We start from the raw sequence: 12,138 nt of genomic DNA on the forward strand, positions 1-12,138 counted from the left end.
TTGTTCTTTTATGGGGAATTTCACAACACTATCCCGCTCAAGGTGGCTATTATGATAAAATACACAGCGATTGTGCTTGCGGCCGGACAAGGAAAGCGGATGGGTGCAGGTCACAATAAACAATTCATTAACATCAATGATAAACCTCTGATCCTTCATACTCTGTCTGTCTTTGAACAAGATGAGTGGTGTGGGGAAATCGTTCTCGTTACGAATGAACAGGAGCAGGACCAGATGGAGAGACTGCTTGAGCGATTTCCTTCAACCACACCCATCAAGGCTGTGAATGGGGGAGCAGAACGGCAGGACAGTGTACATGCCGGACTATCTGTCGTGCAGAGGAAAGACATCCCTGTACTGATCCATGACGGGGCGCGTCCTTTTGTCATGGAGGAAAGTCTTCATCAAATAGCAGAAACAGCTGTGGAAAAAGGAGCGGCGCTGCTGGCTGTTCCGGTCACGGATACGATTAAACAGAAAGAGGGAAGGACGCTTACAACCCTCGACCGTAACAAACTGTGGGCTGCCCAGACGCCGCAGGCTTTTCAGTATGATCTGATTACCGAAGCGCATGAAGAAGCGCAGGAACGTGGATACTATGGTACAGATGATGCATCGTTAGTGGAACAGTCTGGTAAAGAAGTGGCGGTCGTGCAGGGAAGTTATGACAATATTAAGCTGACAACTCCTGAGGACTTACATAAGGCAGAAGCCTATTTGAATAACCAAAAGGAAAAGGAGGCACATTCAATGTTTCGAATCGGACAAGGTTTTGATGTGCACCAGCTGACAGAAGGTCGTCCATGTATCATCGGGGGAATTGAAATCCCTTATGAAAAAGGACTCCTCGGACACTCGGATGCCGATGTTCTGCTTCATACCATCGCGGATGCTTGTCTTGGAGCTGTGGGAGAAGGAGATATCGGCAGGCATTTTCCGGATACCGATCCGGAGTTCAAGGATGCAGACTCCGGCCGTCTTCTCCAGCATGTATGGGAAATCATTAAGAAAAAGGGGTATACGCTTGGGAATATGGACTGTACTGTGATTGCCCAGGCACCGAAAATGGCCCCTTATATTGAACAAATCAGAGAAAACATTGCGGATCTGCTCCAGACCGAAAAAGATCTCATCAATGTCAAAGCCACAACAACAGAGAAGCTTGGTTTTGCCGGACGAAAAGAAGGAATTGCGGCCCAGGCGGTTGTTCTGTTGCAAAAGAATCCACAATCCTAAGCAAAAAATGATAAAATGAGTCAAGGATTATGACCGGTTACCGGAAAGGAGAACAATTATGACAAACGAAGTACGTGTGCGGTATGCACCAAGTCCAACGGGGTATCTTCATATCGGAAATGCCCGAACAGCTCTGTTCAATTACCTGTTTGCTAAAAATGCAGGGGGGAAAATGGTCGTTCGTATTGAGGATACGGATGAAAAGCGGAATGTCAAAGGCGGCGAGCAAAGCCAGCTGGATTATTTGAAATGGCTCGGGATTGAATGGGAAGAAAGTCCGAACCTTGGTGGGGAATATGGACCTTACCGTCAGATGGAACGCCTGGAGATCTACAAGAAATATGTCGATGAACTGATGGAGCGTGGACTAGCCTACAAGTGCTACATGACGTCTGAAGAACTGGAAGCGGAACGTGAGGCGCAGATGGCCCGCGGTGAGGCACCTAAGTATTCCGGCGCACACAGCAGCCTGACAGAGGAACAAATGGCGGCATTTGAAGCCGAAGGCCGTGAGCCGAGTATCCGCCTGCGTGTGCCGGAGAACCATACGTATACGTTCAACGATATTGTACGCGGAGACATCACGTTTGAATCCGGCGACTTTGGAGACTGGGTCATCGTTAAGAAAAACGGTACACCGACGTACAACTTTGCTGTAGCCATCGATGATTATCTAATGAAAATCACTCACGTGCTGCGCGGAGAAGAGCACATTTCCAACACACCAAAGCAGATGATGGTTTATGAAGCATTCGGATGGGAAGCTCCGAAATTTGGTCATATGACGTTGATCCTGAACGAAGACCGTAAAAAGTTGAGCAAGCGTGATGAGCACATTCTTCAGTTCATTTCCCAATACAACGATCTGGGGTATATGCCTGAAGCGCTTTTCAACTTCATCACCTTGCTGGGCTGGTCCCCTGTAGGTGAAGAGGAGATCTTTACGAAGGATCAGCTGATCGATATTTTCGATGCTGAGCGCCTTTCCACATCCCCGGCTGTATTTGATGCAGCCAAGCTGAAATGGATGAACAACCAGTATATTAAAGCGGCTGACCTTGATCACGTCGTTGAACTGGCTCTTCCTCACCTTGTGGAAGCTGGCCGTGTATCGGAAGACATGAGTGATGAGGATCGCCAATGGGTGAAGGAACTCATCGGCCTTTATCAGGAGCAGTTGAATTACGGAGCGGAAATTGTCGAATTGACAGAGCTCTTCTTCAAGCAGGAAATTCAGTATGATGAAGCGGCTATGGAAGTGCTTCAGGGCGAGCAGGTGCCTGAGGTGCTTGAAACGTTCAAAAAGAACCTTCAGCAATTGGAAGAGTTCACACCGGCCAATATCAAGGCACAAATTAAAGCGGTGCAGAAGGAAACCGGCCATAAAGGGAAGAAACTCTTCATGCCGATCCGTGTCGCTACAACCGGTCAGACACACGGTCCGGAGCTGCCTAACGCGATTCATCTGCTTGGACTTGATACCGTTACGGTTCGACTGAACGATGTATTAAGCAAAGGACAAGCTTAAATCGTTCACAGGAAGGAAATAATATCATATAGTAGAGTTACCTATACGAAACGTTGATGAGGAGAAGTAAAGGAACCACTCTTCTGCAGAGAGAATCACCTTTGGCTGGAAGTGATTTGGAGAGAGTTCCTTGAAATGCACCTCGGAGTCTTCCGCTGAATATCAGTAGGCGGAAGCGGCTGCCTTCCGTTATCAAGGCTCGAGAGGGGAAAGGATTTCATGTTTCCCAAACAGAGTGGAACCACGTTCAAGCGTCTCTGTGCTTAAGGCACAGGGGCGCTTTTTTTCTGCTTTGTGTTATTCAAAGGAGGGAGCAAGTATGGGGCTTTTTAAGATGTTCAAGGAAGATGTGGATGTGGTGTTTGATCAGGATCCTGCTGCTCGTTCTTACATTGAAGTCATTCTTACCTATTCCGGCCTCCACGCCATCTGGGGGCACCGGGTGGCCCATGCGTTTCACAAAAGGAAATTCTTTTTTCCTGCCCGGCTGATTTCCCAGTGGAGCCGCTTCTTAACCGGTATTGAAATTCATCCGGGCGCGAAGATCGGCCGCCGTTTTTTCATTGACCACGGCATGGGAGTCGTTATCGGGGAAACGTGCGAAATCGGTGATAACGTGACGATATTCCAAGGCGTGACCCTCGGAGGGACTGGGAAGGAGAAAGGGAAGCGGCACCCAACGCTGCTCGATAACTCCCTTGTTGCTACAGGAGCGAAGGTTCTTGGATCCATCACTATAGGAGAGAATTCCAAGGTAGGGGCTGGGTCTGTCGTGTTGAAAGATGTCCCTGATAATTCCACAGTCGTCGGAATCCCTGGTCATGTCGTTATCCAGAACGGCAGGAAAGTCCAGAAAAACCTCGACCACCATAAACTGCCGGATCCTGTTTATGACCGGCTGAACAATCTGGAAAAAGAACTACAGCAGCTGCGTGATCAGCTGAAAGCGAAAGAAGGAGTGAAGACTAATGGCGATTAATGTATACAACACTTTAACGCGTAAGAAAGAACCATTTACACCCATTGAAGAAGACAAGGTAAAAATGTATGTGTGCGGACCCACCGTGTACAACTACATTCATATCGGAAACGCGCGCCCGGCCATCGTCTTCGATACGGTCCGCCGTTATTTTGAATACCGCGGCTACGATGTGCACTATGTGCTCAACTTTACTGATGTGGATGACAAATTGATTAAAGCGGCCAACGAAATGGGCGAAGGTGTGACAGAAATCGCCAACCGGTTTATCGATGCCTATAAGGAAGATGTCGGTGCCCTTGGAGTTAAAGAAGCCGTCGATCATCCCCGGGTAACAGAAAACATGGAAGAAATCATCAGTTTCATTCAAGGACTTGTTGATAAAGGATACGCCTATGAAGCAGGCGGAGATGTTTATTTCCGCACCCGCTCCTTTGACAATTACGGAAAGCTTTCTCATCAATCCGTCGATGAGCTTCGTTCCGGATCGCGTATTGAGGTTGGAGATAAGAAAGAAGATCCGCTTGATTTCACCCTTTGGAAAAATGCGAAGCCGGGGGAAATTACATGGGATAGTCCCTGGGGCACCGGACGTCCGGGCTGGCATATTGAATGCTCGGCTATGGCGAAAAAGTATCTTGGAGATACGATTGATATTCATGCAGGCGGACAGGACCTTACCTTCCCCCACCATGAAAACGAAATAGCACAGTCAGAAGCCCATAACGGAGAATCCTTTGCTCGTTACTGGATGCATAATGGGTATATTAATATCGACAACGAAAAAATGTCGAAATCCCTCGGAAACTTTATTCTTGCTCATGATCTTGTGAAAAAGCATGATCCAAAAGTCATCCGCTTCTTCATGCTGAGTGTCCAGTACCGTCATCCGATCAATTTCAGTGATGAATTATTGAAGGGCGCAAAGAGCAGCTTTGAACGAATTCAGAATGCTTATGAAAACCTTCGTCACCGTAAAGAAACGTCGGTGAGCCTGCAGGCCGATCGTGACGAGTGGATGGAGAAAGTACAGGGATTCAAGGATCAGTTCATTAAAGAAATGGATGATGACTTCAATACAGCGAATGCAATTTCTGTCATTTTCGACCTGACCAAGGCCGCCAACCTTTACCTTCAGGAAAGTCAGACACATGTCGATGTGCTTGATGCATTCGAACAGACGCTGGAAGAATTGCTGCGTGTGCTTGGTATTCAAATTGGAGAAGAAACAGACCTTCTTGATGAAGAAATCGATGCTTTAATCGAAGAGCGTAAACAGGCAAGGAAAGACCGGAATTTCGAGCGTGCCGACCAAATCCGTGATGAGTTGAAAGACCGTCATATTATCCTGGAGGATACATCACAGGGAACGCGCTGGAAGCGGGGCTGAAGACCATGAAGGATGTTAAACAGATGAAGAGCCTCGCCCTCGCCTACATGGGGGATTCCGTGTATGAACTGTATGTCAGGCATCACCTTTTGGAAAAAGGAGAAGTGAAACCACAGCAGCTACATCAGGCGGCGGTCCAGTTCGTATCAGCTGGATCGCAGGCCGCTGTTGTCCAAGCCTGGCAGGCGGACGGACTTTTGACGGAGGAAGAAGAAGGGGTGCTGCGCCGGGGGCGCAATGCCAAATCCGGCTCCGTACCGAAAAGCACGAATGTCCAGACCTATCGTTATTCCACAGCTTTTGAAGCTGTACTTGGCTTTTTGTATTTGTCCGGTCGTACTGAAAGACTGGAAACTCTGATCGACTATTCCATTAAGCACGTAGAAGAAAGGAGCGAGCATTCATGACAAACGGAGAATGGATCATAGGAAAAAATCCGGTGCAGGAAGCGCTGAGAGCCGGACGATCCATCAACAAGGTGATGGTATCCGATCAGCTCCAGTACCAGGCGTTTAAAAAGCTGGAGCTACTGGCTAAAGAACAGGGCGTCAACGTTCAGAAGGTACCGAAAAAGAAAATCGACCAGCTTGTGGACGGAAACCACCAGGGGGTGGCTGCTTCTGTAGCCGCCTACGAATATGCAGACCTTGAAGATCTTTTTGCTAAAGCGGAGGAAAAAGGGGAGGCGCCGTTTTTCATCATCTGTGATGAGATTGAAGACCCTCATAATCTGGGATCGATTCTGCGGACAGCAGACGCAGCAGGAGCTCACGGAGTGATCATTCCGAAAAGGCGGTCCGTTGCTCTTACGGCGACTGTGGCGAAAACGTCAACAGGAGCGATTGAATACATTCCTGTGGCCCGTGTAACGAACCTTGCCCGTACCATTGATGAATTAAAGGAACGGTTCGTCTGGGTTGTCGGCACAGATGCAGAGGGTACGGAGGATTACAGACAGCTGGATGGCGGTATGCCGATTGCCCTTGTCATCGGAAGTGAGGGCCGGGGGATGAGTCGTCTCACCAAAGACAAGTGTGACTGGACCGTCAGTCTGCCGATGGCTGGCAGAGTAACCTCCCTGAACGCTTCTGTTGCCGCATCCCTCCTTATGTATGAAGTCCATCGCAAACGGCATCCGCTGGGTGAGTAACAGATGGTTGTACTAATTGTTGATGGCTATAACATGATCGGAGCCTGGCCGGAACTCGTGAAATTAAGGGACAAGGATCTCGGACAGGCCCGGGATCTATTAATTGAGATGATGGCTGAGTACCAATCCTATACAGGTGACCGGATCATCATTGTATTTGACGCCTATCATGTGCGCGGCCTCGAAAAAAAACAAAAAAATTACAAAGTGGAAGTCATCTTTACAAAAGAAAACGAAACTGCTGATGAGCGTATTGAAAAATTAGCCGGTGATTTGAATGATGTCCGCACACAGGTCTATGTGGCGACATCGGATTATGCCGAGCAGCGGACGATCTTCGGGCAGGGAGCTTTCCGGAAGTCGGCCCGGGAACTTTATATTGAAATGAGAAATATAGAAAACCAGATTGAGAAAGATGTAGAAAATCATAATCTATACCCGTACCAGTCCAAGATTCCCATCGACAAAGAGATGCGGGAAATCTTTGAGAAATGGCGGCGAGGAGATAAATAATTCTGACAACTTGTTGACGCTTTTCAAGCGCTTACTGTATAATATTGCTATATTTAGGTAGCACGGTCGGAGGGATCCTGTGTGAGCATCTTACAAACGGAGAAAAGCAGCAGTGAGTTGGATCTTAGCAAGCTTGATGATGAAGCGATCGTTGAAAGGATCAATCAAGGACAGGTCCAGGCGCTTGACTATTTGATCAATAAGTACAAAAATTTTGTTCGCGCAAAGGCTCGAACCTACTTTCTTATTGGAGCAGACAGGGAAGATATTGTTCAGGAAGGTATGATAGGCCTTTACAAAGCGATCCGCGATTATCGTGAAGGCAGACTCTCGTCTTTTAAAGCATTTGCAGAACTGTGCGTCACCCGTCAGATTATCACCGCCATTAAAACCGCCACCAGACAGAAGCATATCCCTTTAAACTCCTACGTTTCTTTGGACAAGCCGATTTACGACGAAGAGTCAGACCGGACTCTGCTTGATGTTATCGCCGGTTCCAAAGCCATTGACCCTCAGGAATTAATTGTGAATAAAGAAAAATTCGCCGATATGGAAGAGAAGATGTCCGAGCTGCTGAGCGATCTGGAAAGAAAGGTTCTCACGCTGTACTTGGATGGACGTTCCTATCAGGAAATTTCAATAGAGCTCGACAGACACGTGAAGTCTATTGATAATGCATTGCAGCGGGTGAAGAGAAAGCTCGAAAAGTATTTGGAAGTGAGTGAAATCACCCTCTGAACGCTGCATTGACACGGTAACCTTTGAATGCTACATTAAATGAGTATGTGTAAACCTCTTAAAAGAGAGGCGACGGAAATGCGGAAAAAAGTGATATTAGCTTGTACAGAATGTCTCAATCGAAATTATAGTTCATATACAAATCGTTCCAACCAATCTGAACGTCTCGAGGTACGGAAGTTCTGCAAAAACTGCGGGAAACATACGTTGCACCAGGAGACAAAGTAGAGAAGCAGCCGGATGGCGCAAGTTTGGGGGTATTGCAGCATGTTTAAGTTCTTCAAGAATGTAGCTCGGGAGATGAAGAAGGTAAGCTGGCCGAAGGGTCAGGAACTGACACGTTACACCATCACCGTTCTCGGAACGGTCGCTTTCGTAGCTGTGTTCTTTGCTATTGTAGATCTTGGGATTTCCCAAGTGCTTGAACTCATTGCTCAAGAATAGTAGAGTGGATTTTATGCTATAATAGGAGATAGACTTACAAAAAACCCGTTCCGCGGGTTTTTTCATGTTGGAGAAATTTTCATCACTCTAATACAAGGGAGGGAAGGGCAAGCACTTGTCCTGTGATTATGGAAAAAAGATGGTATGTAGTGCACACGTACTCAGGTTATGAGAATAAGGTTAAGACAAACCTTGAAAAGCGCGTGGAATCAATGGGTATGGAAGATAAGATTTTCCGTGTCCTTGTCCCGGAGGACGAAGAAGCTGAGATTAAAAACGGCAAAAAGAAAATCGCAAAGAAAAAGGTCTTCCCAGGCTATGTTCTTGCGGAAATGGTGATGACGGATGATTCCTGGTATGTTGTTCGTAATACGCCGGGGGTGACCGGCTTCGTCGGTTCCACAGGTTCAGGGTCCAAGCCGATTCCTCTACTCCCTGAAGAAGTAGAAACGGTGCTTAAGCGGATGGGCATGAATGAAGAGCCGAAGGCAGAGGTTGACTTTGAGGTGAAGGAAAGTGTTACAGTAACAGATGGGCCTTTTGCCAACTTCACAGGTACGATCGAATACATTGACACGGATAAACAGAAAGTCAAAGTCCACGTGAATATGTTCGGACGTGAAACACCAGTCGAGTTGGACTTTACTCAAATCGAAAAATTATAAAATTCATCTCTCCCCTTGCATATTAGAGTTAAAGATGCTAGAATTTTTATGTTCTATATGCGCCCTGTAAAATACAGGTTTCTGCATATTGCAATGGAGTGGGAGGGTGAATCCCTATTACCACATCACGGACTTTAAGGAGGTGTGTCTCGTGGCTAAAAAAGTAATTAACGTAGTTAAGCTTCAAATCCCTGCGGGTAAAGCAAACCCAGCGCCGCCAGTAGGACCGGCACTAGGTCAAGCAGGTATCAATATCATGGGTTTCTGTAAAGAGTTTAACGCTCGTACACAGGAACAGGCGGGTACGATTATTCCGGTTGAAATTACGGTATATGAGGACCGTTCATTTACATTCGTTACTAAAACTCCACCTGCTGCTGTTCTTCTTAAGAAAGCGGCTGGTATCGAATCAGGTTCCGGTGAGCCAAACCGTAACAAAGTTGCTTCTGTTAAACGTGACCAAGTTCGCGAAATCGCAGAAACAAAAATGCCTGATTTAAATGCGGCTGACGTTGAAGCTGCTATGCGCATGGTTGAAGGTACAGCGCGCAGCATGGGAATCACAATCGAAGACTAATCCCACAGCGTCACATGGAGATAGGAGAAGGTTGCGGAAATGGAGCTTGTGACTCTTTCGCAACCTTTATTCGTGGGAGGAAAATCCGTTAAAACCACAAGAGGAGGAAATTGAAATGGCTAAAAAAACGAAAAAGCAGCAAGAACTTCAAAAACTTGTTGACCGTACAAAAGCTTACGATGTACAAGAAGCGATCAAGCTTGTAAAAGAAACTTCAAAAGCTAACTTTGATGAAACTGTTGAAGCAGCTTTCCGTCTGGGTGTAGACCCTAAAAAAGCGGATCAGCAGATCCGTGGCGCGATGGTGCTTCCACACGGTACAGGTAAATCCCAGCGTGTGCTTGTTTTCGCTAAAGGTGATAAAGCGAAAGAAGCAGAAGCAGCTGGTGCAGACTACGTAGGAGAGCAGGACCTGATCAACCAAATCAACCAAGGCTGGTTCGATTTTGATGTAGTTGTTGCAACTCCAGACATGATGGCTGAAGTTGGTAAACTTGGTCGTGTACTTGGACCAAAAGGTCTTATGCCAAACCCTAAAACCGGCACGGTAACGTTCGAAGTTGAAAAAGCTGTCAATGAAATCAAGGCTGGTAAAGTTGAATACCGCGTTGATAAAGCAGCAAACATCCACGTCCCGATCGGTAAATCTTCTTTCGATGAAGAGAAACTTGCTGAAAACTTCGCAGCGATTACAGATGCGTTGGTTAAAGCGAAGCCGCAGGCTGCTAAGGGAACTTACATGCGTAACGCTGCTGTTTCATCTACTATGGGTCCTGGAATCAAAGTAGACGTTTCTGCTTACACGAAGTAATAAAAAGTGTTGACTTTCCGCTATTAGTGTTATATACTAAGTAGCGTTGTATAAAAAGAATACGTTATACCGTAGACAGCAGGGGCGGTTTTCCGCTTAAAGTCCTGCCGAGGTGTGTGATATATCATAGAGCAGCGCCATCTGCCCTGCTCTATGAAAAACACCTCCATGTCTATGTGGAGGTGTTTTTCTTTATTAAGAAAACCTTCGAACGGTATGATGAAAAGTCAATAGGAGGTGGAACGATGAGCGGTATTATCGAACAGAAGAAACAGATTGTATCTGATCTAGCTGAAAAGTTCCGCAACAGTAAATCTGCTGTATTAGTAGATTACCGCGGTCTTGATGTAGCTGAAGTCACTGAACTTCGTAATCAGCTTCGTGAAGCCGGCGTAGAATACAAAGTGCATAAAAACACGATGATTCGCCGTGCGGCTGCAGAAGTTGAACTATCTGACCTTGATGAAGTGTTACAAGGACCAACAGCGATAGCTTTCCACACAGATGATGCGGTAGCTCCTGCTAAAATCTTGAACAACTTCGCTAAAGATCATGAAGATCTTGAAATCAAGGGTGGCGTAGTTGAAGGTCAGGTCGCAACTCTTGAGCAAATCCAAGAGCTTGCCAACCTTCCGAACTACGAGGGTCTTGTATCTATGTTCCTAAGCGTACTACAAGCTCCAATCCGCAACTTCGCTTATGCTACACAAGCAATCGCGGATCAAAAAGAAGAAGAAAGTGCGTAAGTTAGCATTCGTTTAAAATAAACCAACAAAACTAAGGAGGAAATTTCTCATGTCTAACGAACAAATTATCGAAGCGATTAAAGAAATGTCTGTTCTTGAGCTTAACGACCTAGTTAAAGCAATTGAAGAAGAATTTGGTGTATCTGCTGCAGCTCCAGTTGCTGCTGGTGCTCCTGCCGGTGGTGCAGAAGCTGCTGAAGAGCAAACTGAATTTGATGTAGTACTAGAATCTGCTGGTTCTTCTAAGATCAAAGTGGTTAAAGCTGTACGCGAAATCACTGGTGCTGGTCTTAAAGACGCTAAAGAAATGGTTGATGGTGCTCCAAGCGCAATCAAAGAAGGCATTTCTAAAGAAGAAGCTGAAGAGATCAAATCTCAGCTTGAAGAAGCAGGCGCTACTGTCGAACTTAAGTAAGGAAAACCTTGGAGAAAAGCTCGCTGATATATCGGCGGGCTTTCTTTTTCTTAATAGACATTTTATTCTCTAAAATTCAGACAATGGAGAAGGTGTTCGGATATGTCGGAGCATTATTATTCAAAAAAGACATCAACGGCTAGTGAAGAGAAAACATGGTCCTTTGAATTGAAGGGGTTTCCATTTTCTTTCACAACAGATCATGCCGTCTTTTCCAAAAATGAAGTGGATTACGGCTCAAGGGTCTTGATTGATGCCTTTCAACTCCCTGAAGTGGAAGGGGAAATCCTTGATCTTGGATGTGGGTATGGCCCTATCGGGTTGTCTCTGGCTAAAGCTTTCAGTGACCGCCGTTTTGTGATGGTGGATGTAAACGAACGGGCCCTCCATCTGGCGGGAAAGAATGCGGCTGCCAATCACATTCATAATGTAACCATTCTGGAGAGTGACCGCCTTCAGGGTGTCCGGGGCAGGAAGTTTGCTGCTATTTTAACCAATCCACCGATTCGTGCCGGTAAGTCTGTTGTGCATGCGATGTTTGAAGAAGCATCGGAAGCGCTGCTGCCAGGCGGGGAGTTGTGGGTTGTGATTCAGAAAAAGCAGGGGGCGCCATCTGCTAAGCAGAAACTCGATGAATGGTTCGGTTCATCTGAAGTCGTTTTGAAAAAGAAAGGTTACTACATTCTCAAAGCAAAAAAGATTGACTAGCAAACCCACTTGTGCTAGTATTGAAAAATGCCAATATATCTGATATCTGTCAAGTCTTTTTTACAAAATAGTATAAAAAACTTGCGGACTGGTCAGAATGGTAAAATCGAACGCTGAAAGTAAATGAGGTTTTTAATGTATGAAAAGCCTTTTTCTTTTTTGTCTAACGTTAGAGAGAAATGAAGAATCACCATCTGCAATTGCCGCAGATGTTTAAATATGCTTGTGGCAAGATCAA

16 protein-coding genes and 2 other annotated features are annotated in these 12,138 nt (G+C 46.1%); all 16 genes read left to right on the forward strand.

Annotated elements, in window-relative coordinates:
- The first annotated feature begins 51 nt into the window (after nt 1-51).
- The 16 genes from ACXAD6_RS19065 (at nt 52) to ACXAD6_RS19140 (ending at nt 11,900) form a co-directional block, all read left to right on the forward strand.
- Complete coding sequence (locus tag ACXAD6_RS19065; protein ID WP_474970228.1) at nt 52-1,236, forward strand: bifunctional 2-C-methyl-D-erythritol 4-phosphate cytidylyltransferase/2-C-methyl-D-erythritol 2,4-cyclodiphosphate synthase; 1,185 nt, start codon at nt 52-54, stop codon at nt 1,234-1,236.
- 58 nt (nt 1,237-1,294) lie between these two features.
- The gene (gltX, locus tag ACXAD6_RS19070; RefSeq protein WP_474970229.1) at nt 1,295-2,764 is read left to right on the forward strand and encodes a glutamate--tRNA ligase; all 1,470 of its coding nucleotides are present in this window, start codon (nt 1,295-1,297) and stop codon (nt 2,762-2,764) included.
- A 44-nt stretch (nt 2,765-2,808) separates the two neighbouring features.
- Nucleotides 2,809-3,026 (forward strand) — a binding site (T-box leader).
- Nucleotides 3,027-3,083: 57 nt separating this feature from the next.
- The gene (gene cysE, locus ACXAD6_RS19075) at nt 3,084-3,743 is read left to right on the forward strand and encodes a serine O-acetyltransferase (protein WP_474970230.1); all 660 of its coding nucleotides are present in this window, start codon (nt 3,084-3,086) and stop codon (nt 3,741-3,743) included.
- Nucleotides 3,733-5,133, forward strand: coding sequence for a cysteine--tRNA ligase (gene cysS, locus ACXAD6_RS19080; protein ID WP_474970231.1), 1,401 nt, complete (start codon nt 3,733-3,735; stop codon nt 5,131-5,133). The genes cysE and cysS overlap by 11 nt, the downstream gene beginning before the upstream one ends.
- Nucleotides 5,134-5,138: 5 nt before the next feature.
- The gene (locus ACXAD6_RS19085; protein WP_474970232.1) at nt 5,139-5,540 is read left to right on the forward strand and encodes a Mini-ribonuclease 3; all 402 of its coding nucleotides are present in this window, start codon (nt 5,139-5,141) and stop codon (nt 5,538-5,540) included.
- Nucleotides 5,537-6,283, forward strand: a complete 747-nt coding sequence (gene rlmB, locus ACXAD6_RS19090; protein WP_474970233.1) for a 23S rRNA (guanosine(2251)-2'-O)-methyltransferase RlmB — start codon at nt 5,537-5,539, stop codon at nt 6,281-6,283. Before ACXAD6_RS19085 ends, rlmB begins: the two co-directional genes overlap by 4 nt.
- A 3-nt stretch (nt 6,284-6,286) precedes the next feature.
- Complete coding sequence (locus ACXAD6_RS19095) at nt 6,287-6,796, forward strand: NYN domain-containing protein (RefSeq protein WP_474970234.1); 510 nt, start codon at nt 6,287-6,289, stop codon at nt 6,794-6,796.
- A gap of 81 nt (nt 6,797-6,877) precedes the next feature.
- Nucleotides 6,878-7,534, forward strand: a complete 657-nt coding sequence (gene sigH, locus ACXAD6_RS19100; RefSeq protein ID WP_027953439.1) for an RNA polymerase sporulation sigma factor SigH — start codon at nt 6,878-6,880, stop codon at nt 7,532-7,534.
- A 78-nt stretch (nt 7,535-7,612) separates the two neighbouring features.
- A complete protein-coding gene (gene rpmG, locus ACXAD6_RS19105; protein ID WP_084162932.1) occupies nt 7,613-7,762 on the forward strand; it encodes a 50S ribosomal protein L33 in 150 nt (49 codons plus the stop codon).
- A gap of 39 nt (nt 7,763-7,801) precedes the next feature.
- Complete coding sequence (gene secE / locus ACXAD6_RS19110; RefSeq protein WP_027953438.1) at nt 7,802-7,978, forward strand: preprotein translocase subunit SecE; 177 nt, start codon at nt 7,802-7,804, stop codon at nt 7,976-7,978.
- Between the two features lie 128 nt (nt 7,979-8,106).
- Nucleotides 8,107-8,643 (forward strand): transcription termination/antitermination protein NusG, encoded by a 537-nt coding sequence (gene nusG / locus ACXAD6_RS19115; protein WP_027953437.1) that lies wholly within the window; start codon nt 8,107-8,109, stop codon nt 8,641-8,643.
- 151 nt (nt 8,644-8,794) lie between these two features.
- The gene (gene rplK, locus ACXAD6_RS19120) at nt 8,795-9,220 is read left to right on the forward strand and encodes a 50S ribosomal protein L11 (protein ID WP_027953436.1); all 426 of its coding nucleotides are present in this window, start codon (nt 8,795-8,797) and stop codon (nt 9,218-9,220) included.
- Nucleotides 9,221-9,335: 115 nt separating this feature from the next.
- Entirely contained in the window at nt 9,336-10,031 is a 696-nt protein-coding gene (gene rplA / locus ACXAD6_RS19125; RefSeq protein WP_027953435.1) for a 50S ribosomal protein L1, read from the forward strand.
- A gap of 51 nt (nt 10,032-10,082) precedes the next feature.
- Nucleotides 10,083-10,231: a sequence feature (ribosomal protein L10 leader region), on the forward strand.
- A gap of 45 nt (nt 10,232-10,276) precedes the next feature.
- On the forward strand, nt 10,277-10,777 hold the full coding sequence (gene rplJ / locus ACXAD6_RS19130) for a 50S ribosomal protein L10 (protein WP_474970466.1): 501 nt from the start codon (nt 10,277-10,279) through the stop codon (nt 10,775-10,777).
- A 49-nt stretch (nt 10,778-10,826) separates the two neighbouring features.
- Entirely contained in the window at nt 10,827-11,192 is a 366-nt protein-coding gene (rplL, locus tag ACXAD6_RS19135; RefSeq protein WP_474970235.1) for a 50S ribosomal protein L7/L12, read from the forward strand.
- A 102-nt stretch (nt 11,193-11,294) separates the two neighbouring features.
- Complete coding sequence (locus ACXAD6_RS19140; RefSeq protein WP_474970236.1) at nt 11,295-11,900, forward strand: class I SAM-dependent methyltransferase; 606 nt, start codon at nt 11,295-11,297, stop codon at nt 11,898-11,900.
- Nucleotides 11,901-12,138: the final 238 nt, after the last annotated feature.

The sequence above is a fragment of the Halobacillus sp. ABH2_015 genome (assembly GCF_056158945.1).